Annotated in this window: 22 protein-coding genes and 1 pseudogene; 12 read left to right on the forward strand and 11 right to left on the reverse strand. The window is 74.5% G+C overall.

Going from position 1 to position 22,259, the window contains the following annotated elements; genetic code table 11:
* Positions 1-14: 14 nt before the first annotated feature.
* Positions 15-1,346: a globin domain-containing protein gene (locus ACFV1W_RS12275; RefSeq protein WP_380415603.1), complete on the reverse strand. Its 1,332-nt coding sequence runs from the start codon at positions 1,344-1,346 to the stop codon at positions 15-17.
* Positions 1,347-1,575: 229 nt separating this feature from the next.
* On the opposite strand from ACFV1W_RS12275, the gene ACFV1W_RS12280 reads away from it, so the two are divergent.
* Positions 1,576-2,286: a hypothetical protein gene (locus tag ACFV1W_RS12280; protein ID WP_380415605.1), complete on the forward strand. Its 711-nt coding sequence runs from the start codon at positions 1,576-1,578 to the stop codon at positions 2,284-2,286.
* A 74-nt stretch (positions 2,287-2,360) separates the two neighbouring features.
* Here ACFV1W_RS12280 and ACFV1W_RS12285 read toward each other — a convergent pair whose 3' ends face one another.
* Positions 2,361-3,638 carry an MFS transporter gene (locus ACFV1W_RS12285; protein WP_380415607.1) on the reverse strand — a complete coding sequence of 426 codons (1,278 nt, stop codon included), beginning with the start codon at positions 3,636-3,638 and terminating at the stop codon, positions 2,361-2,363.
* A 67-nt stretch (positions 3,639-3,705) separates the two neighbouring features.
* Between ACFV1W_RS12285 and ACFV1W_RS12290 the strand changes: the two genes are divergently transcribed.
* Positions 3,706-4,590 carry a winged helix-turn-helix transcriptional regulator gene (locus tag ACFV1W_RS12290; protein ID WP_380415609.1) on the forward strand — a complete coding sequence of 295 codons (885 nt, stop codon included), beginning with the start codon at positions 3,706-3,708 and terminating at the stop codon, positions 4,588-4,590.
* A gap of 92 nt (positions 4,591-4,682) precedes the next feature.
* On the opposite strand, the gene ACFV1W_RS12295 is transcribed toward ACFV1W_RS12290, so the two are convergent.
* Positions 4,683-5,375, reverse strand: coding sequence for a hypothetical protein (locus ACFV1W_RS12295; RefSeq protein ID WP_380415611.1), 693 nt, complete (start codon positions 5,373-5,375; stop codon positions 4,683-4,685).
* Between the two features lie 76 nt (positions 5,376-5,451).
* On the opposite strand from ACFV1W_RS12295, the pseudogene ACFV1W_RS12300 reads away from it, so the two are divergent.
* A pseudogene (locus ACFV1W_RS12300) lies at positions 5,452-5,640 on the forward strand (hypothetical protein); the annotation flags it as partial.
* 68 nt (positions 5,641-5,708) lie between these two features.
* Positions 5,709-6,512, forward strand: a complete 804-nt coding sequence (locus ACFV1W_RS12305) for a thioesterase family protein (RefSeq protein ID WP_380415739.1) — start codon at positions 5,709-5,711, stop codon at positions 6,510-6,512.
* Between the two features lie 61 nt (positions 6,513-6,573).
* Here the strand turns inward: ACFV1W_RS12305 and ACFV1W_RS12310 are convergent, their stop codons facing one another.
* The gene (locus ACFV1W_RS12310; RefSeq protein ID WP_380415613.1) at positions 6,574-7,899 is read right to left on the reverse strand and encodes a radical SAM protein; all 1,326 of its coding nucleotides are present in this window, start codon (positions 7,897-7,899) and stop codon (positions 6,574-6,576) included.
* A 482-nt stretch (positions 7,900-8,381) separates the two neighbouring features.
* On the opposite strand from ACFV1W_RS12310, the gene ACFV1W_RS12315 reads away from it, so the two are divergent.
* Together ACFV1W_RS12315 and ACFV1W_RS12320 are read left to right on the forward strand one after the other, a co-directional pair.
* Positions 8,382-9,701, forward strand: coding sequence for a family 2 encapsulin nanocompartment cargo protein terpene cyclase (locus ACFV1W_RS12315; protein ID WP_380415615.1), 1,320 nt, complete (start codon positions 8,382-8,384; stop codon positions 9,699-9,701).
* Positions 9,702-9,773: 72 nt separating this feature from the next.
* The gene (locus tag ACFV1W_RS12320; protein WP_380415617.1) at positions 9,774-10,652 is read left to right on the forward strand and encodes a geranyl diphosphate 2-C-methyltransferase; all 879 of its coding nucleotides are present in this window, start codon (positions 9,774-9,776) and stop codon (positions 10,650-10,652) included.
* Positions 10,653-10,761: 109 nt separating this feature from the next.
* Here the strand turns inward: ACFV1W_RS12320 and ACFV1W_RS12325 are convergent, their stop codons facing one another.
* Entirely contained in the window at positions 10,762-11,415 is a 654-nt protein-coding gene (locus ACFV1W_RS12325; protein ID WP_380415619.1) for a dihydrofolate reductase family protein, read from the reverse strand.
* Between the two features lie 292 nt (positions 11,416-11,707).
* On the opposite strand from ACFV1W_RS12325, the gene ACFV1W_RS12330 reads away from it, so the two are divergent.
* Complete coding sequence (locus ACFV1W_RS12330) at positions 11,708-12,853, forward strand: phosphatidylinositol-specific phospholipase C domain-containing protein (RefSeq protein ID WP_380415621.1); 1,146 nt, start codon at positions 11,708-11,710, stop codon at positions 12,851-12,853.
* Between the two features lie 59 nt (positions 12,854-12,912).
* Here the strand turns inward: ACFV1W_RS12330 and ACFV1W_RS12335 are convergent, their stop codons facing one another.
* Positions 12,913-14,136: a glycosyltransferase gene (locus ACFV1W_RS12335; RefSeq protein WP_380415623.1), complete on the reverse strand. Its 1,224-nt coding sequence runs from the start codon at positions 14,134-14,136 to the stop codon at positions 12,913-12,915.
* A gap of 374 nt (positions 14,137-14,510) precedes the next feature.
* Between ACFV1W_RS12335 and ACFV1W_RS12340 the strand changes: the two genes are divergently transcribed.
* From ACFV1W_RS12340 to ACFV1W_RS12355, 4 genes are all read left to right on the forward strand, one after another.
* On the forward strand, positions 14,511-14,903 hold the full coding sequence (locus ACFV1W_RS12340; RefSeq protein WP_380415625.1) for a ribonuclease domain-containing protein: 393 nt from the start codon (positions 14,511-14,513) through the stop codon (positions 14,901-14,903).
* Between the two features lie 172 nt (positions 14,904-15,075).
* Positions 15,076-15,660 carry a hypothetical protein gene (locus tag ACFV1W_RS12345; protein WP_380415626.1) on the forward strand — a complete coding sequence of 195 codons (585 nt, stop codon included), beginning with the start codon at positions 15,076-15,078 and terminating at the stop codon, positions 15,658-15,660.
* 68 nt (positions 15,661-15,728) lie between these two features.
* Positions 15,729-16,250 carry a hypothetical protein gene (locus tag ACFV1W_RS12350; RefSeq protein WP_380415628.1) on the forward strand — a complete coding sequence of 174 codons (522 nt, stop codon included), beginning with the start codon at positions 15,729-15,731 and terminating at the stop codon, positions 16,248-16,250.
* A complete protein-coding gene (locus ACFV1W_RS12355; RefSeq protein WP_380415630.1) occupies positions 16,250-17,443 on the forward strand; it encodes an MAB_1171c family putative transporter in 1,194 nt (397 codons plus the stop codon). The genes ACFV1W_RS12350 and ACFV1W_RS12355 overlap by 1 nt, the downstream gene beginning before the upstream one ends.
* Before the next feature lie 461 nt (positions 17,444-17,904).
* Here ACFV1W_RS12355 and ACFV1W_RS12360 read toward each other — a convergent pair whose 3' ends face one another.
* From ACFV1W_RS12360 to ACFV1W_RS12370, 3 genes are read right to left on the reverse strand one after another with little or no spacing between them, the layout of a single operon-like run.
* Positions 17,905-18,183, reverse strand: coding sequence for a dsRBD fold-containing protein (locus ACFV1W_RS12360; RefSeq protein ID WP_380415632.1), 279 nt, complete (start codon positions 18,181-18,183; stop codon positions 17,905-17,907).
* Complete coding sequence (locus tag ACFV1W_RS12365; RefSeq protein WP_380415634.1) at positions 18,180-18,653, reverse strand: CBS domain-containing protein; 474 nt, start codon at positions 18,651-18,653, stop codon at positions 18,180-18,182. The genes ACFV1W_RS12360 and ACFV1W_RS12365 overlap by 4 nt, the downstream gene beginning before the upstream one ends.
* Positions 18,650-19,312, reverse strand: a complete 663-nt coding sequence (locus ACFV1W_RS12370) for an OsmC family protein (RefSeq protein ID WP_380415636.1) — start codon at positions 19,310-19,312, stop codon at positions 18,650-18,652. The genes ACFV1W_RS12365 and ACFV1W_RS12370 overlap by 4 nt, the downstream gene beginning before the upstream one ends.
* A gap of 232 nt (positions 19,313-19,544) precedes the next feature.
* Between ACFV1W_RS12370 and ACFV1W_RS12375 the strand changes: the two genes are divergently transcribed.
* Positions 19,545-20,531, forward strand: coding sequence for an Acg family FMN-binding oxidoreductase (locus ACFV1W_RS12375; RefSeq protein ID WP_380415638.1), 987 nt, complete (start codon positions 19,545-19,547; stop codon positions 20,529-20,531).
* 114 nt (positions 20,532-20,645) lie between these two features.
* Here ACFV1W_RS12375 and ACFV1W_RS12380 read toward each other — a convergent pair whose 3' ends face one another.
* Together ACFV1W_RS12380 and ACFV1W_RS12385 are read right to left on the reverse strand one after the other, a co-directional pair.
* Positions 20,646-21,359: a helix-turn-helix domain-containing protein gene (locus ACFV1W_RS12380; RefSeq protein ID WP_380415640.1), complete on the reverse strand. Its 714-nt coding sequence runs from the start codon at positions 21,357-21,359 to the stop codon at positions 20,646-20,648.
* A gap of 14 nt (positions 21,360-21,373) precedes the next feature.
* Positions 21,374-22,237 carry a universal stress protein gene (locus ACFV1W_RS12385; RefSeq protein WP_380415642.1) on the reverse strand — a complete coding sequence of 288 codons (864 nt, stop codon included), beginning with the start codon at positions 22,235-22,237 and terminating at the stop codon, positions 21,374-21,376.
* Between the last annotated feature and the right edge of the window lie 22 nt (positions 22,238-22,259).

The following is a 22,259-nucleotide window of genomic DNA, read 5'->3' on the forward strand; positions in this document are numbered from 1 at the left end:
AGGAGGCCGGGAGGCTATCGGGAGAGCACCTGGTCGTACCGGACCCGCGCCAACGGCAGGCCCGCCGCCAGCAGTTCGGTCCGCACCGAGGCGACCATCCCGGCCGGCCCGCTGACGCAGGCCAGGTGCTCGCGCCAGTCCCCGGCGGCGGCCACGGTGTCCGCGAGGCGGCCGGACGTCACCGGGGTGAGCGCCAACCAGGGTTTGTGCAGGCCGAGTTCGGTGAGCGCCTGCCAGTCGTAGAGATCGGTCCGGTCGCGGGCGCCGACGAAGAGGTGGACACGGCGGCCCGGCGGGCGGTGGAGTGCCTGCTGTTCGACGATCGCCTTCATCGGGGCGAGCCCGGTGCCGCCCGCGACCAGCAGCAGGTCGCGAGCCGGGTCGCGGTCGTACCCGTCGCCGTCGCCGTACCCGTCGCCGTCGCCGTACCCGTCGCCGTCGCCGTACCCGTCGCCGTCGGGCAGCAGGCCGCCGCGCGGCGGACCGAGGCGCAGCCGGTCGCCGACGGCGGTGTGCCCGACCAGCGCCGCGCTGACGCCGCCGGGGCCGACGCGGCGGACGTGGAACTCCAGCTCGTTGTCGCCGCGCGGGGCGCAGCCCATCGAGTACTGCCGCCAGGTGTGCGGCAGCACGGGGTGTTCGACGGTGCCGTACTGGCCGGCCCGGTAGGGGTACGGCTCGCCGGTGCGCACCCGCAGGACGGCGAGGTCGGGGCGGCGGCGCTCGTGGCCGGTCACCACGGCGTGCCAGTACGGGGGTTCGGTGACCGCGGACTCGGCGCCGGCGACCATCGCGCCGACGGCGAACCGCAGCATCCGCAGCCAGGCGGCTTCGAGGCCTTCGGTCCAGTGCTCGCCGGCCCGGTGGCGGATCGCGGCGCACAGCGCTTCCTCGAAGGCCTCGTAGTGGACCGGCCGGACGCCCAGTTTCCGGTGGTCACGGCCGAGTCGGCGGAGCATCCGGGCCAGTTCGGCGGGCCGGTGGAGGTGGTCGACCAGGTGCTGGAGGACGCGTTCCAGGTGGGACTGCTGGAACTCCATCGAGGCGGGGAAGAGGGCGCGCAGGTAGGGGCGGCGGCGGAACATGACCGCGTAGAGGTGGTCGATCAGCTCCGGGAGCGGGGCGACCAGGTCGAGGTCGCGCCGGACCAGGTGCTGGTCCCCGGCGCCGTCGTAGTCGTCGTGGCCGCCGGAACCGGGCCCGGCGGAGCCGGGCGCGGCGCCGGAGGAGGCCTCCGACGGCGAGGCGGGGGTGAGGAGTTGGCGCCGCAGTCGCATCGCGTGGTGGCGGGCGATCAGGCGGTCGTACTCGGCGGTGGCGGCTGCGGCCTTGCTGCTGTTGTCCATGACCGGCCCAGTCAACTGCCGCCCGCCGCGCGGGAGAAGGGGGGGGGGGGCCCGGGCGGGCCACGGCGGCCCCCCCCCCCCCCGCGGGGGCGGGGGGCCGCCGCCGTTTCCGGTCACCCGCGGTGATCGTCCGGCGGTCGTCCGTGGCAGCGCCGGACTCGGCGAGCTGGCGGCGACGGACTCTGCCAGGCTGGGAGGGTAGCTACCTCGACCGAGGAGGCCCGCAGCCATGTCAGCGCAGAAGCCCGGGGCGTCCGGACGGCGGGCCCGCGTCGCCGCGCTCCGGGCGGCGGAGGTCCGGCACGCGCGGGCCCGGCGGTGGCTGGTGGGCGGCCTGATCGGCCTGCTCGTGCTCGTCGTGATCGGCGGGATCGCCGTGGTGATCGCCACCAACCAGGGCTCCACCGCCCCCAGCGGCGTCCCGGCGCATCCGCGGACCACCGCCGAGGGCCGTACCACTCCGCCGCCCTGGGACGCGCCCGCCGACGTCGCCGCCGCCGTCAAGGCGGCCGGCCTGCCGATGCTCGGCGCCGAGGGCACGGCCCTGCACCTCCACACCCACCTCGACGTCTACGCCGACGGACGGGCCGTGACGGTGCCCGCGCTGGTCGGCATCGACGAGAGCGCCCAGAAGATCAGCCCGCTGCACACCCACGACACCACCGGCGTCGTCCACGTCGAGTCGCCGGTGAACGCGGACTTCACCCTGGGCCAGTTCCTGACCGAATGGCAGGTCTCCGCCTCCGCCGACCACCTCGGCGGGCTGCGCACCGACGCGACCCACACCCTGACCGCGTACGTGAACGGCAAGGCGGTGAGCGGGGACCCGGCGGCGATCCCGCTCAACGCCCACGACGAGATCGCCCTGGTCTACGGCACGGCCGCCGAGAACGCCGCCGTCCCCGTGCCGAGCAGCTACAACTGGCCGGCCGGGCTCTGACCGCGGGCGGGTGCCCACCGCGCCCCGCCCCGGGGGCCGGGCGAACGCCGGACCCGCCCGCGGCCGCCCCCGGCTCAGGCCAGCTCGCGCATCCGCCGGACCGGGCTGGCCAGCAGGATCGCCGGGCTCGCCACGCTGACGATCGCGACCAGCAGCAGTGCCGTGCGCGGTCCCCAGGCCGCGGCGGCGGCGCCGGCGGCGAGGGCGCCGACCGGGATGGCGCCCCAGGAGACGAAGCGGACCGTGGCCATCACCCGGGAGAGCAGCTCCGGCGGGGTCCGGGTCTGCCGGTGGGTGCGGGTCACGATGCTGGTGACCACGACCCCGGCCGAGAAACCGGCGTTGCCGAGCGCGAAGACCAGCGTCCCCCAGCCGGATCCGGCCGCCGGGAGCAGCAGGGCGAAGACGGTGGCGACCGCCGCCGCCCACCGCAGCGCGGGGCCGCCGCCGAAGCGGGACACCAAGCGCGGCGTGGCGGCCGCGCCGAGCAGGCTGCCGAGGCCGCCGGTCGCCATCAGGGCGCCCACGGCGGCGGCCGGGGCGTCGAGGGTGCGGACCAGGAAGACCGGGGTGAGCGTCATCAGCCCGCCGCAGACGAAGTTCACGGCGGTGGCGTCGGCGACGCAGGGCCGGATCACCGGATGCCTGGCGACGAACCGCCAGCCCTCGCGGATCTGCTCGCGCATCCCGGCGCCGCCGGTCGGCCGCGCGGCGGGCCGCCCGGCCTGCGGGAGGCTGCCGAGCAGTGCCGCCGAGGCCAGGTAGCTGACCGAGTCCAGCAGCATCGAGGCCGCGCCGCCGACGAGCTGCACCAGCACGCCGCCCAGCGAGGGCCCGGCCAGGTCGGTGGCCGCGGTGCTGCCGGAGACCAGGCTGTTGCGGGCGGTCAGCTGCTCCTTGGGGACGACGGTGGGTAGGAAGGTGGAGTTGCCGACGTCGAAGAGGACGCTCGCGAAGCCGACCACCAGCGCCACCACGACGAGCTGCGGCAGGCCGAGCACCCCGAGGGCGGCCGCCAACGGGACGGAGGCGACGGCGGCCGCGCGGACCAGGTCCATCGCGACCTGGGTGCCGCGCAGCGGCAGGCGCTGGACCAGGACGCCGGCCGGCAGTCCGATCAGCAGCCAGGCGACGTACGCGGCGCCGGTGATCAGTCCGACCTCGAAGGCCGAGGCGTGCAGGGTGACCACCGCGATCAGCGGCAGCGCCACCGTGGTCACCTGGTCGCCGAGCCGGCTGACCGTCGAGGCCGTCCAGTAGCGCCAGAAAGCCGCCGCCCCGCCGCCCCCGCGCCGTTTTCCGGGCGGCACCGAGCCCGCTCTTGCCGCCGTGTCCGCTGTCCGCGTCGTCACGTCCACCCCTTCGCCACCGGTCCGTACCGAGTGAGTTCCTTTTGGGAACTCACTATAATGGGTGATCATGCGGCACACGGAAGCGGCTGACCCCGACTGCGCGATCTCCCAGGCCCTGGCGGTGGTCGGGGACACCTGGACGCTGCTCCTGATCAGGGACGTCGCCGGTGGCACCCACCAGTTCGACGCCCTGCAGAACGGGCTCGGCATCAGCCGCAAGGTGCTCACCGAACGCCTCAGGGCGCTGGTCGCCGACGGCGTACTGGAGAAGCGGCTCTACCACCCCCACCCGCCGCGCTACGAGTACCACCTGACGGGCCGGGGCCGCGGCCTGCTGCCCGTGCTGGTCGCCCTCCAGGACTGGGGCGGGCGCTACCTCCTGGGGGACGGCACGCTCACCGGCACCAGCACCCCCGACTCGGCCGAGACGCGCCGGCTGCTGGCGCTCACCGGCCACCGGCTGCCCGCCCTGGAACTCGACGCCGCCGCCGGCGGACGCGCCGACCCGGTCGCCGCGGACCGCGCCTGGACGGTGCTCTACTGCTACCCGGGCGCCTACGCCCCGGGCGGCCTGGACTACCCGCCCGGCTGGGGAGAGGTACCGGGCGCGCCCGGCTGCACCCTGGAGTCCTGCACCTACCGCGACCGGATGGGCGACTTCGCCGCCCGCGACACCGCCGTCCACGGCGTCAGCACCCAACGCCCCGACCAGCTGGCCGCGTTCGCCGGCCACGCGCGGATCCCGTTCCCGCTGCTCTCCGACGCCGGACTCGAACTCGCCGCCGCCCTGCGGCTGCCCACCTTCCGCGCCGCCGGCGTCGAGCGCCTCAAGCGGCTCACCCTGGTCCTCGACGCCGACCGCACCGTCCGCGGCGCGCTCTACCCGGTCCTCGACCCGGCGGGCTCCGTCGAGGACGTCCTCGCCCTGCTCGACGGCCTGCGGGGCGAGTGACGACGGCCGCGCCCGCCCGGCCCGTCCTGTTCATCACCCTCGGCGCGGGCGCGCGGACCTGTTGGTCCGTCACCTGCCGCCGTTCCGGCGGCTCAGCGGCGGCCCCGCCCGCGCAGGGAGCGGCGGGCCGCGCCGAAGGTGAGGGCGGCCCAGAGGACGGCCACGGCGCCGGTGACGTAAACCCCGGCGCTGCGGAAGGACAGGTCGTCGTCCAGGGTGGCCGGCGGCGCCCAGCCGTCCGGGTCGGCCAGCACCGTCGTGGTCCGGCCGACGGAGCCGCCCGAGCAGCCGGTGCCGCCGATGGTGCCGTGCGGCAGCGGGTGGCCGTCCTCGCGCCGGATGCCGCAGGTCCAGCTCACCTTGCCCATCCGGTCCTTGCCGCTGTGCGCGGAGGTGATCACGACCCGGGTGTCCACCCCGCGGTGGGCGAGCAGCTGGGCGCGCAGCGAGGCGGTCGGGATCACCAGCAGCAGCACGCCCAGGAAGACGGCCGGCCAGATCACCCACCCGGTGCTGCGGACCATCATCAGTCCGACCACGGCCGCCATCAGCACCAGCACCGCGAGGACGGTGCAGGGGACCTGGTAGTCCGGATCGGTGGCGAGCGCAAGCAGACCGATGATCAGCAGCGGCGCGAGCAGCCCGACCAGGAGCGCCGTGCGGCGCACCGTGCGCGGTCCGAGCTGGACGTCCTTGCCCGGGCGGCGCCGGCGGACCGGCTTGGGCGACCGGCCGGCGCCCGCGGCGAGCGGTCTCTTCTGCTTCTTGTTCGGACGACTGGCCATGCTGCCCCCGTTTTGCGGTGTTCCCGTTCGTGCTCGCGCCAGTGTGACGGCAGCCCCGGAGCCGGGGAAGACCGGGGTACGGCCGGCCGGGCCGGGCCGCAACGAGGTTCGACGGGTGCACAGCTCGCCCTGGACGCTCAGCAGCTGGGGCAGGAGCTACACGTACACCGACCTCTCCGACCACCGCCCGCTCCTGGCGCACCGACCGGTGGGGGTGTGGGGCGCATCACAGATCCGGAGGCCGTTCGGACTCCTACGATCGTGATCGCGGACGTCCGCCACGAGCCCGGCGTCCGCCGCACCACCGCGATCCGGCCCGAGGAGAAGCGCACCTTGACCACCCCCACCGCCGCGCCCGACAGCTACTACCAGCGCACCGGCGAGCACGGCTACAAGCCGACCGCCCACGCGCAGGGCGCCTGGCACCCCGACGAGCAGCACTTCAGCCCGGTGGGCGGCCTGATCGCCCACGCGATCGACCGCCACCGGGCGGACCGCCCCGCCGACGGGCTCGCTCTGGCCCGGATCAGCTACGACATACTCGGCCTGATCGCGCTGGACGAGCTGGAGATCACGGTGGAGACCCTCCGCCCCGGCCGCACCATCGAACTGGTGGAGGCGGTGGCCTCGGTCAACGGCCGGGCGGTGGTCCGGGCCCGGGCGTGGTTCCTGGCCGAGCAGGACACCAGTGCCGTCGCCGGCACCCACGACGAACGCCTGCCCGCGCCGGAGGAGTTCGAGCCGTGGGCGATGGGCGACCAGTGGGGCGGCGGATACATCGCCTCGGTCGAGGTCCGCCGCCGCTCCACCGCCCCCGGCCGCGCCGCCGCCTGGCTGTCCACCCCGCTGGAGATCGTCGCGGGGGAGCGGAGCAGCCCGCACGCCGCCTTCATCGCCCTGGTCGACACCGCCAACGGCATCGCCGTCCGGGAGCAGCCCACCGAGTGGATGTTCCCCAACACCGATCTGACCATCCACTTCCACCGCCGCCCCGACGGCCGCTGGACCGGCCTGGACACCGCCGTCAGCTTCGGCCCCTCCGGCCACGGTGTCACCAGCACCGTGCTGCACGACGTCCACGGGCCGGTCGGCCGGGCTGAGCAGATCCTCACCGTCCGCCCGATGCCCGGCAGTTGATTGACGCCCACCGGCAGGCCGACGGCGCCACCCCGGGCCCGGGGTGGCGCCGTCGCCGGGCTCAGCCCGGCAGCGAGTCCATGAAGGAGCTCACCGAGAACACGGCCTTGCCCGGCCCGGCCGGCCCGTAACCGGGCGGGGAGGACAGACCGAACTCCTCCAGGGCGGCCCGGTAGGTTTGCAGCAGCCGGACGTGGTACTCCAGCGGCGCGCCCTGCGGATTGGCCTTGCCCAGCGGGGTGGTGGGCTCGGGGCACCAGGTGGTGAAGCGCGGCACCACGCCGTGGGACATGAAGAAGCGCAGCCCCTCCCGGGTGGAGGCGATCGCCTCGTCGACCGTGGCGAAGCCGAAGGGTTCGGCCATCTCCACGCCCGCCACGAAGTTGGGGATCACGTTCTCCGCGCCGAACACCTCGGTGGAGTCGAGGATCCGGCGGTGCCACTCGTCCCGGCCGACGTAGCGCTCCTTGCCGGGGCAGTAGAGCTCGAACAGCCGCTTGTCCCACACCTCGAAGTTGGGGTGGTAGATCTTCACGCCGTAGTCGCGGAAGCGCTGGACGTCGTCTCGCGGCAGCGCCTGTGCCACCACCTTGCCGATCCAGCGGTCGGGGAAGCGCTCCTCGATGGCCTTGGCGTACTGGCCGTAGAAGTCCGCCTCGTCCCGCCCGCCCACCTGCGAGGTGATCGCCCCGCCGGTGAGGGTGTACGCCCGGGAGGCCCGGGCGGTGTCGTGCCGGTCGATGATCTCCAGCGCCTCCAGCACCTCCTCGACCGGCTTGACCCCCGTGTACGGGCGGCCGGCGGCCTTGTGCTGGCGCCAGTTGTGGTTGATGTCGCAGTACTGGCACTCCTCCTTGGCGCCGAAGTACTGGCAGACGCGGAACACCGTGAGGTAGATCAGGTAACCCCACTGGATGGTCGGCGCGACCTCCATCACCGACTTCCCGTTGGCGAGCGTGTGCCGGTAGTAGTCGGGCATCGGCGGCAGGCCCACGTCGGCGATCCGCGCGCTGTCCAGGTAGAGGCCGAGCGAGCCGTCCTCGCCCGCGCGCACCCGGTACGGCGAGTCCGGGTTGACCCGCACCGACACCACCGTGCGGCGCAGCCCGTACGGCCCGCCGGTCAGCACGATCTCCTCCGGCGGCCGGTTCAGCGCGGCCGCGCCGAGTTCGGGCAGGGTGCGGTGGTCGAAGGAGAAGATGAAGTACGACTTCGGCTTGACCTCGCCACCCCCGTCGGCGCCGGTGCTGCCGCTGAGGGCGGACTCGTCGAAGGCCATCCCGCCGCGCAGCAGGTCCTCCTTGATCACCGCCTCCCGGGGCACGTCGGGGAAGCGCTCCATGAGGTCCTCGACGACTGCGGTCCGGCTGCGGGCCTGGCTCTCCATGCGCTGCTCTTCCTTCCTGGCCCCGTTCCTCTCACGGCGCTGCGCCCATTTTCCTCCCCCTTACGCAGCCGGCGCGGACAGGCCCGTCCGGTGGGAGCGGTGGAGCACGACGCCGGCGGGCGGACCGGGACGCGGATGGGGCTCAGTGCATTGACGCGGCGCCGGAACGGGGAGGGGTGACCGGTTCGGGACGGGCGCCGAACAGCGGGATTGATCGATGCATGACTCGGGCGCGGGCAAACCCCGTCAGCATGAACGTTCACCCTATCGGGTGTAGAAGATCGCCCGTTGCGATCCGGAACGGGCTTACGCGCCTACGGTTGGGAACCGAGCGAGACGGGCCCGCGGCGTGGAGTTCCCCATCGCGTCGGGCGGGATGACGACCCGTCACACCATGCGATCCCTCTCGGAGGAGGCTCCATGCCCCTGCGCACCAGAACGGGTACCCCACCCGGGCCGGCCCCCGCCCCGGCGGTGGGCCCATGAGCTCCCCGGCGATCGAACGGATCCTCCGCGGTCCCACCGGACTGGGCACCTCCGGGCTGCAGTTGAGGCCTCAGGCGCCGGACGTCCCGGCCTCCGAGGTCCCCGCGACGGAGGCCGCCGCCGAGACCGCGGTGGTCGAGACCGTGGCGCTGGAGGCCGTCGTGGCCAAGGCGGCGACGCTCGGGGCGACGGCCCCGGACGTCCAGCCGTCGTCCCTGCCCGTTCCCTCGCTCCCCGTTCCCCCGCTCCCCGTTCCCTCGCTCCCCGTGCCGTCCCTCCCCGCCGTGCCGGTGGCGCCCCGGGCCACGGCGGGGCCGAGCGGCGGGAAGCCGAAGCTCGGCGACCCGATCCCCGGCCTGTACCACCACCCGGTCGCCGAGCCCGACCCGGTCCGGGTGGAGGCGCTCAGCGTCAAGCTCAAGGCCTGGGCGGTCGACGAGATCGAGCTCTACCCGCCGGAGTGGGAGAAGGACTTCGAGGGGTTCTCCGTCGGGCGCTACATGGTGGCCTGCCACCCCGACGCGCCGAGCGTCGACCACCTGATGCTCGCGGCCCGCCTGATGGTCGCCGAGAACGCGGTGGACGACTGCTACTGCGAGGACCTCGGCGGCTCGCCGATCGGCCTGGGCAGCCGTCTGCTGCTCGCCCACACCGCGCTGGACCCGCTGCACACCACTCCGGAGTACCACCCGGCCTGGGAGGCCTCGCTCTCCGAGGACGCCCCCCGGCGCTCGTACCGCTCGGCGATGGACTACTTCGTCCGCGCCGCCACGCCCTCCCAGGCGGACCGCTTCCGGCACGACATGGCGCGGCTGCACATGGGGTACCTGGCCGAGGCCGCCTGGGCCGAGACCGACCACGTCCCGGAGGTGTGGGAGTACCTGGCGATGCGCCAGTTCAACAACTTCCGCCCCTGCCCGACGATCACCGACACCGTCGGCGGCTACGAGCTGCCCGTCGAGCTGCACGCGCTGCCCGCCGTGCAGCGGGTGATCGCCCTGGCCGGCAACGCCACCACGATCGTCAACGACCTGTACTCGTACACCAAGGAGCTCTCCGGCCCCGGGCTCCACCTGAACCTGCCGGTGGTGATCTCCGAGCGCGAGGGAGTCTCCCGCAAGGAGGGCTACCTGAAGGCGGTCGAGGTACACAACGAGCTGATGCGCGCCTTCGAGGCCGAGTCGGCCGCGCTGGCGCTCGCCTGCCCGGTGCCGACCCTGGCCCGGTTCCTGCGCGGGGTGGCCGCGTGGCTCGACGGCAACCACTACTGGCACCAGACCAACACCCACCGTTACAGCCTGCCGGACTTCTGGTAACCACCGGGCCCGGAAGCCCCTGATTCCTCGATGTACCGATAACCAACCGTGAGAACCCTGGAGTTGACCCCCATGTCCCTGACCGACGACATCACCACCCCCAGCAGTGCCATCCCCGGCCCGGCGACTCCGTACCAAGGCGACATCGCGCGCTACTGGGACCACGAGGCACGCCCGGTCAACCTGCGCCTGGGCGACGTCGACGGCCTCTACCACCACCACTACGGCATCGGCGAGATCGACCGGCAGGCGATCGGCGACCCGGCGGACAGCGAGCGCGAGAAGAAGGTCATCGCCGAGCTGCACCGCCTGGAGTCCGCCCAGGCGGACGTCCTGCTCGACCACCTCGGCGACATCGGGGCCGGGGCCACGCTGCTCGACGCGGGCTGCGGACGTGGCGGCTCGATGGTCATGGCCCACCAGCGTTTCGGCTGCCGGGTCGAGGGCCTGACCCTCTCCGCCCAGCAGGCGGACTTCGGCAACAAGCGCGCCGCCGAACTCGGCATCGGTGGGTTCGTCCGCTCCCGGGTCGCCAACATGCTGGACATGCCCCTGGAGAACGGTTCGATCGCCGGTTCCTGGAACAACGAGTCCAGCATGTACGTCGACCTGCACGACCTGTTCGCCGAGCACTCGCGGGTGCTGGCGGTCGGTGGCCGGTACGTGACCATCACCGGCTGCTGGAACCCGAAGTACGGCCAGCCGTCGAAGTGGGTCTCGCAGATCAACGCGCACTTCGAGTGCAACATCCACTCCCGCCGCGAGTACCTGCGGGCGATGGCCGACAACCGCCTGGTGCCGCAGGCCGTCATCGACCTGACCCCGGACACCCTGCCCTACTGGGAGCTGCGGAACACCACTTCGCTGGTCACCGGGATCGAGGAGGCGTTCATCGAGTCCTACAAGGACGGTTCCTTCCAGTACGTGCTGATCGCGGCCGACCGGGTCTGACCGGAGCAGCCGGAGCCAGGCCGGGTCCGACCGGACGCCGGACCGACGGGCGGCCTCCCCGCAGCCACGCGGGGGCCGCCCGCCGGCCGTCACACGGCGCCGGTGCCCGTCACGCGGTGCCGGGGCGGGTGAAGGTGAGGTGGGTGACGCCGCTCGGGCCGGTCACCACCTCGGTGTCGAAGCGCTCCTCCAGCCCTTCGAGCCCGTCCCAGAGCGACTCGCCCCGCCCGAGCACGATCGGCACCACGACCACGTGCAGGTGGTCGATCAGGTCGGCTTCCAGGAACGCCCGGACGGTGCGGGGGCCGCCGCCGATCCGGACGTCCTTGCCGTCGGCCGCCTCCCGGGCCTGCCGCAGGGCCTCCTCGGGGGTGGCGTCGATGAAGTGGAAGACCGTCCCGCCCTCCATCTCCAGGCTGGGGCGCGGGTGGTGGGTCAGCACGAAGACCGGGGTGTGGAACGGCGGGTTCGCCCCCCACCAGCCCTGCCAGTCCTCGTCCTGCCAGGGCCCCCGCTGCGGGCCGAACTTGTTGCGGCCCATGATCTCCGCGCCGATGCCGTCGCCCCAGGTGCGGGCCATCGCGTCGTCCAGCCCGGTGCCGCCGCCCTCCTGGCCGTGCATCCGCCGGAAGGTGCGGGTGCCGAAGAACCACCTGTGCAGCCGGTCGGCGGCGTGCCCGAAGGGGCTCTCCAGGCTCTGGCCCTCTCCGGTGCCGTAACCGTCGAGGGAGATCGAGAAGTTGTGGACCCTGACCAGGGACATGGTGCTGCCTCCGCTGCTCTTCGGTGTCTGCGGCTGCTCCCGGCCGTCCGCCACTCCTCCGCTTCCGGCCGTCCGCTCGCGGGCCACGCTAGCGCCCGGGTCCGACGATCCTGACGTTCCGTCACCGGCAGGGCGTGGCGGCCGTCGAAAGGGGAGGGCCGGGGCAGGGGTGGAGAAGACGTCACGCTATTGTCGTGCCTTCTTCACGAGGTGCACGCCCCGCCGGGCGATGCTGCCTCCGGCGGCGCGCACGGGCGGCCGCCACGACCGACCCCGGGGGGGAACGATTCCGATGACCGCACGCCGCACGATCTCAGGCCGTACGACCGCCGGCCGCATCTCCTCAGGCCGCATCTCCCCGGGCAGCACGACTTCCGGCCGTGCCCTGGCCGGCCTCCTGGCCGCGGGCCTGCTCGCCGGTGCCGCCGCCCTGGTGCCGACCGCGGCCCCGGCGGCCGCCGACACCGGCACGGGTGACCTGCCGTTCGGCTCCGCCACCACCGTCGGCCTGCACAACACCTACGACCCGGCCGCCTACCCGTACCTGGCCCAGAGCCTGGACACCGGCACCGGCATGATCGAGCTCGACCTCTGGACCGACGTCATCACCAAGGAGTGGAAGGTCAGCCACTCCAACCCGCTCGGCAACTCCAACAACTGCACCGCCGCCGACACCCCGGGCCAGCTCTACGGTGGCGGCACCAACAAGAACCTGGAGCACTGCCTCGACGACATCCGGGTCTGGCTCGGCGCCCACCCGGCCGCCGGACCGCTGGTGGTCAAGCTGGAACTCAAGGGCGGCTTCGCGGCCAACATGGGGATGGGCGCCGACCAGCTTGACGCGCTGATCGCCGCGCACCTCGGCGACGCGGTGCTTCGCCCGGCCGACCTGCTGGCCAAGCCCGGCGGCGGCTCGTACGCCACCGTCGACGAGGCGGTGCGGGCGGGCAACTGGCCGAGCCGCTCCGCCCTCGCCGGGCGGGTGCTGCTCTACGCGATACCGGGGACGGTCGAGGAGAGCAACCCCTTCGACACCCTGCACACCGACGTAGAGTACGGGCGGCACCTGCGCGACCTCGCCGCGGCCGGGCGGATCGGCCAGGCCCAGCTGTTCCCGGCCGTGCACGGCGCCGTGGCCGGTGACCCGCGGAGCAAGTACACCGGCGCGGACGCCGGGATCCGCCCCTGGTTCGTGGTCTTCGACGGCGACGCCGCCACCTACCTCAACGGCATCGACACCGCCTGGTACGACCGGTCGCACTACCTGGTGGTGATGACGGACGCCCAGAACGTCGCGCCGCAGATCAGCGCCACCGACCCGACCGCCGACCAGGCCCGGGCCCGGACCGAGCAGCTGGCCCGGGCGCACGCCAGCATCGTGTCCAGCGACTGGCGCAAGCTCCCGACGGTGCAGTCCCTGGTGCTGCCCCGCGGCTGACGCTCCGCGGTGACCGGGCCGGACCGGGCCGGGCCGGACCGGACCGGGGCCGACCGGGTTCAGCGGCGAGGGACCTCGCCGAGCCGGTCGATGTGGGCGAGGACGGCCCCGGCGCCGTCCTCGCCCGCGACGAGCCCGGCGACCTCGGCCGCCCGTCGCCGGACCGGCTCGGCCAGCGCGGCCGTGATCGCGGAGGCGAGGCGTCCGGCGGTGAGCTCCGCGAACGGCACGGTCTCCGGCGCGACCCCCAGCCGGTGCAGCCGAGCCGCCCAGAACGGCTGGTCGATCATCACGGGCACCGGCACGGCGGGGACCCCGGCGCGCAGCGCGGCACCGGTGGTGCCGGCCCCGGCGTGGTGGACGACGGCGGCCGTGCGGGGGAACAGCCAGTCATGGGGGAGGTCGCCGACGGAGAGGATGCCGTCACCCGCCACGGTCAGCCCGGCCCAGCCCGCCTGGACCACCGCACGCACACCCGCCCGCCGCACCGCCGCCGTCACCAGCTCGCCGAGCCGCTCGCCCTCCTCCGGTGCCATGCTGCCGAAACCGATGAACACCGGGGCCGGACCGGCCTGCAGGAAGTCGACCAGTTCGGCCGGCGGCTGCCAGCCCAGCGGTCGGGCGGGCCACCAGAAGCCCCCCACCTCCACGTGGGCCGGCCAGTCCGCCGGGCGCGGTTCCAGCAGCGGGCTGTAGCCGTGGACGACCGGGCGGGTGTGCCCGAGCGCTTCCGGCGGAGCCGTGCCGGGCAGACCGAGGCGCTCGCGGATCCGCGCCACGGCGCCCGAGAACAGCCGGGCCGCACCGCGGAGCCGCTCCCGGCCGGCGGCGAGGTTGCCCGCCGGTCCGAGATCACCGGTGTCGGTGGGGCCGGGCAGCGGGAACCGCGCGGTGGCGAAGGCGGGCGTGAGGTAGGTGCCGAGGACGGGCACGCCGAGGGCCTCGCCCGCCGTGAGGGCGAGCGGTGACGGGGCGAAGGCGGTGAGCAGCAGGTCGGCTCCGCCCGCCACGGCGTCCGCCACGCCGTCGGCGAGCCCGTCCACGAACGCGGTCGTCACTGCCCGGGTCTCCTCGGGCGAGGACGCCCGCGACCGGGCGAGGACGAACTCCTTCGGGTCCCCCGGGAGCGGCCGGTATTCCAGGCCGCAGGACTCGATCAGCGTGGCGAAGGCCGGGTGGGCGAGCAGCGAGACCCGGTGCCCGGCGTCCACCAGCCGCCGGCCCAGGCCGGTGAACGGTGCGACGTCCCCGCGGGAGCCGGTGGTGAGGATCAGGATGCGCATGGGTCGATTCTGCCGCCGGCCCGGCCCGTACCCGCCTTGTGGCGGCGGCCGGTTGGGCCGGCCCCGGCCGGGGAGCGGGCACCGTGCCGCCGGGGTCCGGTCCGCGACCTCACCCCCCCGGCGGCTCCTCGGCCCCCAGTACACGCTGCTGCTCCACACGGGGCCGGGCACGCCTCCGGCACGGGGATGCGAAGGCTTCGGCACCGTGCCGCCGCGGCGGCCCATCCGCGGCGGCCCATCCGCGGGGCACCTCGGGGTGACCGCGCGCTGCCGCCCTGCCGGTTGAAGTCATCGACGGATACGGCGAGTTGACCGGAGATGAAGACTGCGAACGGGGCTTCCGGGGAGCTCCGGGGCTCGCCATCCTGGTTGGCGTGACCCGAACTCTACGCGCGTGGAAGCCCCGTGCAGCCGCCGTCGCCGTCCTCGCCCTGGCCACCCTCGCGCCCGTCGCCGTCGCCACCGAGGCGCGGGCCGCGGTGAGCGGCAGGGTGTGCGTGTCCGCCCTGCCGTCCCAGGCCCGCACCACCCTCGGCCTGATCGCCAAGGGCGGGCCGTTCCCGTACCGCCAGGACGGCGTGGTCTTCACCAACAAGGAGGGCGTGCTGCCGGCCCAGCGCTCCGGCTACTACCACGAGTACACCGTGGTGACCCCCGGTGCGCCGACCCGCGGCACCCGCCGGATCGTCACCGGCCAGCGGTACCAGGAGGACTACTACACCGGTGACCACTACGCGACCTTCCGTCTGATCGACTTCGGCTGCTGACCGCACCCGTAGCCCTCCGGGCCCCGGCCGCCGGAACCCACGGCGTGCCGGGGCCCGCTCCCGTGTCGGGGCCCGCTCCCGTGCCACCCCGGCCGCTGACCTCCCGCAACCCCCCGGCCGCCGCCGCCCCCGTGCCGTCTCGGCTACCGTCCGGTCGAGCACCGACGGTATCGTGGCAGGCCGCGGAGGGGGGAAGCAGATGGTGATGGCGGCGGCGGGCGACGGAACGGGCGGGCCGGAGCAGCCGGGGGAGCGCGCCTCGGCCATCTCCCGCCGACTGGACCGGCTGATGGCCCGTGAGGCGGCGAGGTCCGGCGGACGCCCCCCGGCCTACCGCGAACTCGCCGACCGGATCAACCGCCTGGCCGGCCGGGACGTCATCTCCCGCGACACCGTCCGCAACCTCCACCTCGGCCTGAACCAGAAGGGCCAGGCCTGCAACCCGACCGTGGACACGCTCGACTGGCTGGGCCGGGGCTTCGGGATCGGCGCCGGCGCGAGCTACTTCCTGGACGACGCCAAGGCCGCCGTGGTCGACGAGCAGCTCGAACAGCTGGAGCGGATCGCCGAATTGAGGCAGGCACTGGGCAACGACGGGGTGGTCAACCTGGTCAAACGGGCCTCGGCGCTCTCCGACGGCAGCCTGCGGGTGCTGCTCTCGCTCGCCGACAACCTCCGCAAGCTCGAACAGGACGCCGCAGGGCAGGGCCCCGCGGGTCAGGACGACCGGCACACCGCCCCCGCCGACGGAAGATGACGGGCGCGCCGTGCCACCCCCGGACCCGCACCCGCAAAACGCCCCCGCCCCTAAGGAACACCCCCGCCTTGGCCTTCCCCCGCGGCCTGCGCCGACGCTGCGAACAGCGGCTCTCCGGTCTGAGCCTGCCCGTCCCCTTCACCGTCGAGGGCTTCCGCGCCGCGTTGGAACGCGACCGGGGCCGGCGCATCGTCATGGAGCCGCTGCCCGCGCTCGGCCCGGACCTCCCCTGCGGCCTGTGGATCGCGCTGCCCAGCATCGACGTCGTCTACTACGAGGAGCGCACCAGCCCGGCGCACCAGGACCTGATCAAACTGCACGAACTCGGCCACGTCCTGTGCGGCCACACCGGCACCCTCGAACTCTCCCGGCTGGCCGCGCTGCTGCCCGACCTGACGCCCGAACTGATCGCCCAGCTGATGGGCGCGGGCCGGACGAGCTACCACACCGCCGACGAGCAGGAGGCCGAGATGATCGCCCTGCTGCTGGCCGACCTGGTCGGCTCCACCAGCGACCCGAGCCCCGCCTCCGACCGCCTCGCCGTGAGCCTGCTGCATCCGATCCGCCAGCCCCGGTGGAGGAAGCCCTGATGCGCCCGCTGTTCACCTGGCTGATGCCCACGCTGATCTGGGCCGTCGTGCTCTGGCGGGCGCCCTCGGCCTTCACCACCCGGGCCAACCGCGCGCTGTGGGCGGCCTTCACCGCGATCGCCCTCGGGCTCAGCTGCCGTCCGGCGTTCATCGAGCGGACGCTCGGCGACGTCACCGGAATCCGGGACGTCACCCAGCTGCTCAAGCACCTCGCCGGGGTCGCCGCGGCGTACTTCCTGCTGGAGTACGTCCAGGCGGTACGGCACCGCCCGGAACGGCCGGTCGCCGCCCGCGCCCGGCTGCTGCTCACGGTGGCCGCGAGCCTCGTCCTGACCCTGCTGTTCGTCTTCGCGCTCCCGCACGACGCCGACGGAGCGTTCGGCATCGACGCCCACTACGGCGAACCCGGGGTCAAGGTCTACCTGTGCGTGTTCGACACCGTCTTCGCGCTGGCCAGCGCACGGGCGATGGTGCTGTTCTGGTCGAACCGGGAGGCCGTCCCGCCCGGCGCGCTTCGGGCCGGGGTGACCTGCCTGGCCGCGTCCGGAGCCACCGGCCTGGCGTACGCGCTCTACCGCTACCACTTCATCCTCACCAGCGGCGACACGACCGAGTTCGACGCCGACGGCAGGCCGGTGCCGCTACAGGACGCGGTCGGCGAGGTGCTGCCGGCGCTCATGCTGGTGCTGCTCGTCCTCGGCGTCACCCTCCCGCCGGCCCGGACGCTGATGGGCTACCTGCGCGACCAGTACGCGCTGTGGCGGCTGCACCCGCTCTGGGCGGACGTGGTGGCCGCCGTCCCGCAGGTGGTGCTCGGCACCCCGAGCAGCCGGCTGCGCGACCTGCTGACCGTCCGCGACCGCTCGGTCGAACTCGCCCACCGGGCCTTCGCCATCCGGGACGCCGTGCTGGTGCTGCGCGAGGACACCCCGGTACCCGAGGCCGCCCCAACACCCGAGACCGCCCCGGCACCCGGGGGCGGTTCGACGGCTGTCGCGGACGAGGACCTCGCCCGGGCCGAGGCCCGCTGGCTGCGCACGGCCGTCCGGCACCGGGCCCGGAGCCTCCCGGCCCCCGCCACGCCCGCGGCCCTGGCCGCCACCACCGGCGGCCGCACCCCGCGCGAGGAGGTCGCCTGGATGCTCACCGTGGCCGCAGCCTACCGACAACTCTGCACGGACGAAGGCGACTGACGGACCGCCGCTTCGGCGGAGGGACGTCACCCGGCGACCGCAGGCGTCGCCCGGTCCGGCCCGGGAGGTGCCGTTTTCCCTCCGCGGCGATTATGATCGTCGCGCGGTGGGGGAGCCCGCCGCTACCAACCTGGGGGCGGGGATGTGCGGTTCGGGAAGCGGACGCGGCGGACGCCGGTCCCGTGACACCGGTTGGAGCTAGCGGGCCGCAAGCGCCCGAAGAGGATGCGGCCCCGGGGAACCCGGGCCGACCGGCGGGGCGCTCCCGACCTACGGGGGTGGGCGGGAGCGCCAGCCGTCGGTTCAGTCGAGGGGTGGCGCTCCTGGCGGCAACGGCCCCGGGGCGACGCCCGGCCCGACACCGGTCCGCGACGATCAGGATCGCCGCGAACCGGGCCCGCATCGACGGCCGACGCACCATCGCCGCGGGCTCACTCGCCGGGCGGCCGTCGCTGCCGCGCTCAGCCGGCGCCGGAGCGGTCGTTCGCGGCGGAGTCCGAGCGGCCGGCACGGAGCAGCCGTTGGCCGAGGTCGATCAGGGCGCGGGCGGCGGCGTACTCGTCGCCGATCTCGGGGACGGGCGGGTCGCCGGGGTTGCGGCGGGCGGTGGTGCGGGTCTCCAGGGTGTTGTCGCCGGTGTCGAGGACGGCATGGACCTTGGTGGTGTCGCCCTCCTCGAAGAGGTCGATCCGCAGGCTCCACCGCTTGGTGCGCGTCGGTGTCGTGGTGTGCGCGGTCATCGTCGGGTCTCCCGGTCGGGGCGGGTGCGGTTCGTGTGAGCCGGTCGGACGGCGGTCTCGCGAAGAGCGCTGCGCGACACCGGGATCAGGAGGTCGACGAGGCGCTCCACGACGTCGCGCAGCAGGTCGTCGACGGTCAGGACGCCGACCGGGCGGCCGCCGTCGAGGACGGGAAGCCGCCGGACCCCGGCGCCGCGGAAGGTGCGGTAGGCGGTGTCGAGGTCGTCGTCGGCGTCCACGGTGACGACGCAGGTGGTCATGAGGTCCGTGACCGGCTGTGCCGGACGGGGACCGTGGGCGAGCCCGCGAACGGTGAGGTCGCGGTCCGTCAGGATGCCCCGCAGTCGGCCCTGGTCGGTGACGAGCACGCAGCCGACCGCCTGCTGCTCCATGACCACGGCGGCCTGGAAGGCCGTCGTGGTGGGGCCGACGGTGACCGGCGGCGAGGTCATCAGGTCCTCGGCCTTCATGACGGGCCCGCCCTTCGGGCGCCGTCCAGGGAGACCTCGACCACCGGCGGGTGGTCCAGGGTGTTTCTCACGGTGCAGTGGCGTACGACCGCGAGCAGGCCTGCCTCCCGTTCGGGCGGCAGGCCGGGGGCGGTGACCTCGATGGACACCGCGGCGATCCGGGCCGGCCGGTCCTGGGCCATGGTGTAGTCCGCGGTGACGTGGAGGCCGTCGCGGCTGAGGCCGTGCCGGCCGAGGTACCCGGCGGCGTAGTGAGCGGTGCAGGAGGCGAGGGCGGAGGCGCACAGCTCGACCGGGGTCGGCGCGGAGTCCGCGCCGCCCGCCTCGACGGGCTGGTCGACGGTCAGGGCGTGCGAGCGGACGCCGATGGCGTACAGGTCTCCCGCCACCGGATCGACCTCGATCCGCCCCGGTCGCGCAGGCCGGGGGCGGTCGACCGCGGCGGCCTGGCGGAGCAGCATCCCGGCCAGCTGCCGGGCCTCGGCGGGCGTGAGCGAGACCCAGACCTGGTCGGTGTCGTACGGCTCGCAGAGCGTGTCGAGGACGATTCGGCCGGTGTCCGGCAGGACCTCCGGGGTGAAGCGGGAGACCGCGAGGGTCCGCCCGCTGGCGGTGCGCATCAGCTGCTGGGTGGTGGTGCGGGGCTCGTCGGTCAGCACGGCGGTGCCTCCGGAGTTTCCGGCCCGGCGGGGTGACCGGGCCTCTGCAGTCCAGCAGACCGCCGCCGGGTGCGGGGCGGCAGGGCCGTTCGGCCCTCCGGTCGGCCCCATCGGCCGGACCGGCGGGGGCGTCCGGGGCGGGCCCAGGGCCGTTGGGCCCTCGCCCGGCACGCCGACGTGGCGGATGCTCGAATCACCGGCGCTCCCCGCCGGGAGCAGGGAGTGAACCACCATGACCACCGAAACCGCCCTCACCGCCGCCGACCTGCACCTGCTGGCCGAGGCCGGCGGCCTCGCGCCCTCGCTGCACAACAGCCAGCCCTGGCGCTTCCGCCCCACCCCCGACCTGCTGGGCCTGGAGGTCCACGCCGACCCGACCCGCGCCGTCCCGGCCGCCGACCCCGACGGACGGGCGCTGGACGTCTCGATCGGCGCCGCCCTGTTCAACCTGCGGGTGGCCGCCGCGCACCTCGGCCGCGAGGCCGTCGTCCGCCTCCTCCCCGCCGGGGAAGGCGCCCAGCCGCGAGCCGTGCTCGACCTCTCCGCACCCGCCCGTACGCCGCAGCCCTTCGGCGCCGACCTCTACCCGGCCCTGGCGGCGCGCCACTCCAGCCGACAGCCGTTCATCAACCGGGACGTCCCCGAGGCGCTCGTCGCCGACCTCATCACGGCAGCCCGGGACGAAGGCGTCACCCTCACCGTGCTGGAGGAGGACGCCGTGCGCCGGGTGCTGGCACTGACCTCCGAGGCCGAGGCCCGCATCGCCGGCGACGTCGCCCGCGAGGCCGAGACCCGCCGCTGGCTGCGCCTCGAACCCTCCTGGGACGGCATCCCGCTCGCCGCCCTCGGCTCGCACGACCGCGACGCCCGCGTCCCGATGCGCGGCTTCGCCGGCCACCCGCCTCGCCACGCGACCCCGGCCGCACGCTTCGAGGCGCTGCCCCAGCTCGCCACCCTCACCACCCACTTCGATCACCAGGCCGACTGGCTGCGCACCGGGCAGGCGCTGGAACGCGTCTGGCTGCTCGCCACCGTCCACGGCCTGCGCGCGTCCGTACTGCACCAGGCCGTCGAGATCCCCGACACCCGCTGGCGCCTGCGCGACCCCGCCGGCGGCCCCGCCCACGTCCAGCTGGTGCTCCGGCTCGGCTACGGCCCGCCCGGCGCCGCCAGCCCGCGCCACCGGGTGGAGGACGTCCTCGACCCGCCGGCGGGGTAGTGGCCGCCCGTGCCGGGTTTCCGTGCCGGAAACCCGGCACGCACGCCGACCGCCGCACCGGCCGCGAGAAGGCCGGTCAGTCCGAACCGGTGGCGAAGGTGCGTGACACCCCGTTCAGCGCCACGGTTCCCCGCCCACTCCGGAGTCGACGACCGGAGGGCCGTCCGGGCGGATGACGCGACCGCTGATCCCGGTGGGCCGGATCCGCATCCAGGTGTCCCGGGTGCCGCCGGCCCAGGGGCCGGGGTCGGAGTGCCGCTCGAACCAGCGCACGGCCTCCTCGTCGGAGACGACCGAGACGGTGCCGTTCACCAGAACGCTCCAGCCGGTGGCGAACACCTCGTCCAACTGATCGGCTTCGAAGGCGACTTCGCTGTCCGCGGCGCGGGCGAGGGTGCCGTCCGGTTCGGTGCGGTAGAGGATGGTGGCGTCCAGTACCCGGTAGTTGACGGGCAGCGCCACCAGCCCGCGGGGCGCGGTCAGTACGACCCTGCCGACGCCGCCGTGGCTGAGCCTGGTCCAGCAGGCCGCCGGGTCCAACTCCTCGATCCGTACTCGGGAGTCGGCGAGGCCCCGGCCGGGCGGTAGCTCGCGCCCGCCGCCGAGCAGGTCGGTGACGGTGGTGTCGAGCGCGTCGGCGAGCCGGGTGAGGGTGGTGACGCCGACCGGGACGGGATGGGTCTCCAGGTACGCGACGAATCCGGCGTCCAGGCCGCCGCGTTCGGCCACCAGCTCGCGGGTGAGACCGAGTCGGGCGCGGCGCTGGGCCACCCGGCGGCCGAGGTCGCCGGGGTCGGCCGTGACGGCACGTTCATTGGTGTTCTCCATGACGACCTCCGTGGTCAGGCCGGGGCGCAGTTCGGGACGATCACCAGCGGAACGGTGCAGCGGTGCACCAGGGCGCGGCCGGTGGAGCCGAACAGCAGGCCGCGGAATCCGCCCAGGCCCCTGCTGCCGATGACCAGGCAGCGGGCGCGGGTCGCGACGGCGGCGAGCATCGGGGCGGGAGAGCCGGTGAGGACCTCACGCCGGATCCGGAGGTCCGGGTACTTCTCCTGCCAGCCGGCCAGCACCTCGGAGAGGTCTACCAGGGACTCCTCGACGGGGTCGGGCCGGCCCGCTTCGGCCGGGCGCCGGACCTCCACGGCCAGTACCCCGGCGCCGCCGATCGAGGCCTCCTCGAAGGCGAAGCCGACCGCGGCCCGGGAGCATTCCGAGCCGTCCACCCCGACCACCACCGGCCCGGGGCCGGAGACGCCGTCGGCGGGTTCGGGGACGAGGGCGAGCGGGCAGCCCAGGTGGCCGGCCAGCGAGGCGCCCCTGGACCCGATCGGCAGCGCGGAGTGCGCCTCGCTCGACCGGCGGATGCCGAGCACGAGCTGCGCGGCCTCGTCGGCGGCCTCGCGCAGCACGCGCACCGGTCGCCCCTCGGTCAGTGCGGCCGCGATCTCCAGTCCGGGGTGCCGCTCGGTGGCCAGCAGCCGGGCGGTGTCCAGCACGGCTTCCCCGGCGGCCCGCAGGCCGATCGCCCAGGGGCGGTCCACCACGTCGGTGGCCCGGTCGACCGGCCACTCCTGCGCGTGCAGCAGCCGCAGCGGGAGGTGGCGAGCGGCCGCTTCGTCCGCCGCCCAGCGCACGGCCCAGTGGCTCGCCTCGGAGCGGTCGACGCCCACGACCACGGGACGGAGGGTTTCGAAGCCGTTCATCGCAGACTCCTTCGTCGGCTCC

This window comes from Kitasatospora sp. NPDC059648, assembly GCF_042734825.1.
GTDB lineage: Bacteria > Actinomycetota > Actinomycetes > Streptomycetales > Streptomycetaceae > Kitasatospora.

Excerpts from the sequence above, each read along its gene's own strand:
- ACFV1W_RS12275 (WP_380415603.1), bottom strand. The coding sequence starts at position 1,346 with ATGGACAACAGCAGCAAGGCCGCAGCCGCCACCGCCGAGTACGACCGC.
- ACFV1W_RS12310 (WP_380415613.1), bottom strand. The coding sequence starts at position 7,899 with ATGGAGAGCCAGGCCCGCAGCCGGACCGCAGTCGTCGAGGACCTCATG.
- ACFV1W_RS12375 (WP_380415638.1), top strand. The coding sequence starts at position 19,545 with ATGACCACCGAAACCGCCCTCACCGCCGCCGACCTGCACCTGCTGGCC.
- ACFV1W_RS12380 (WP_380415640.1), bottom strand. The coding sequence starts at position 21,359 with ATGGAGAACACCAATGAACGTGCCGTCACGGCCGACCCCGGCGACCTC.
- ACFV1W_RS12320 (WP_380415617.1), top strand. The coding sequence starts at position 9,774 with ATGTCCCTGACCGACGACATCACCACCCCCAGCAGTGCCATCCCCGGC.
- ACFV1W_RS12325 (WP_380415619.1), bottom strand. The coding sequence starts at position 11,415 with ATGTCCCTGGTCAGGGTCCACAACTTCTCGATCTCCCTCGACGGTTAC.
- ACFV1W_RS12280 (WP_380415605.1), top strand. The coding sequence starts at position 1,576 with ATGTCAGCGCAGAAGCCCGGGGCGTCCGGACGGCGGGCCCGCGTCGCC.
- ACFV1W_RS12330 (WP_380415621.1), top strand. The coding sequence starts at position 11,708 with ATGACCGCACGCCGCACGATCTCAGGCCGTACGACCGCCGGCCGCATC.
- ACFV1W_RS12365 (WP_380415634.1), bottom strand. The coding sequence starts at position 18,653 with ATGAAGGCCGAGGACCTGATGACCTCGCCGCCGGTCACCGTCGGCCCC.
- ACFV1W_RS12290 (WP_380415609.1), top strand. The coding sequence starts at position 3,706 with ATGCGGCACACGGAAGCGGCTGACCCCGACTGCGCGATCTCCCAGGCC.
- ACFV1W_RS12355 (WP_380415630.1), top strand. The coding sequence starts at position 16,250 with ATGCGCCCGCTGTTCACCTGGCTGATGCCCACGCTGATCTGGGCCGTC.
- ACFV1W_RS12385 (WP_380415642.1), bottom strand. The coding sequence starts at position 22,237 with ATGAACGGCTTCGAAACCCTCCGTCCCGTGGTCGTGGGCGTCGACCGC.
- ACFV1W_RS12360 (WP_380415632.1), bottom strand. The coding sequence starts at position 18,183 with ATGACCGCGCACACCACGACACCGACGCGCACCAAGCGGTGGAGCCTG.
- ACFV1W_RS12335 (WP_380415623.1), bottom strand. The coding sequence starts at position 14,136 with ATGCGCATCCTGATCCTCACCACCGGCTCCCGCGGGGACGTCGCACCG.
- ACFV1W_RS12315 (WP_380415615.1), top strand. The coding sequence starts at position 8,382 with ATGAGCTCCCCGGCGATCGAACGGATCCTCCGCGGTCCCACCGGACTG.
- ACFV1W_RS12295 (WP_380415611.1), bottom strand. The coding sequence starts at position 5,375 with ATGGCCAGTCGTCCGAACAAGAAGCAGAAGAGACCGCTCGCCGCGGGC.